Source organism: Agrobacterium sp. MCAB5 (assembly GCF_052114365.1).
Classification (GTDB): domain Bacteria; phylum Pseudomonadota; class Alphaproteobacteria; order Rhizobiales; family Rhizobiaceae; genus Agrobacterium; species Agrobacterium tumefaciens.
The window spans coordinates 1-672 of sequence record NZ_JBFREP010000117.1; the positions used below are offsets into that span (position 1 = coordinate 1).

At 55.7% G+C, this 672-nt stretch carries 1 protein-coding gene; it reads right to left on the minus strand.

All coding sequences use genetic code 11. The features are described 5' to 3' along the window. Positions 1-489 precede the first annotated feature (489 nt). The coding region (locus tag AB4Z23_RS27675; RefSeq protein WP_441361206.1) for a hypothetical protein at positions 490-672 on the minus strand (183 nt) is incomplete at its 5' end.

A 672-nucleotide genomic window follows, 5' to 3' on the forward strand; every position in this document is an offset into this window, starting at 1 on the left:
GTTTTCGCGAGGTCGGTCAATTGATGCAGCCTGTGCACGGTGCTGGAGATGGCGATCCGATGGTTATCATACTCTCATCCGCGGATTTTCACCGCCTGACCATATTCGATGCGGGCTTGCCTCTCTCTAAGGACGGATACCTATCCCAACGTAAGTCGAGGGTTCCCTGATCTTTGGCCGTCATCTCCAGCATGCTGCACAGGCAGAAAGGTGCGGTACGCCTCGGGCTAAGCCGGGATCGGTACGTGCCGGGCAATATCCCAGATAAAGCCAGCAAGTTCGCGAGCGACAGCAGTCAGAACACGAGGTTGTGGTTTCCCGGTTTTTGAAAGGTCCCGGTACCGCTTGCACAATCGCGTCTGCGCTTTCCAGCCAATATCTTTAATCTCTTGAGGCTGATGCTGGCCGCGCTTCAAAAAAGGATGTCTTTCTCGGGGTGGGTGTCGATACGACCAACTCGCTTCAACCATCATGGTTCGGGCTAGGGCATTACCTGTCTTTGTAATGCGACCTCGTCTGGCCGATCGATAAGTCAACCTCTAACAGCTTATCCAGTGATGGAAGCTTATCGAGTGGGATGCTTTCAAGCAGAGTTTTTTCCGCCCGGCGCCTGGCTGTGGCACGGCCGGCAAGGCCGATCCGTTCGATCGTGTCGATCGCCGGCCCCTGCCG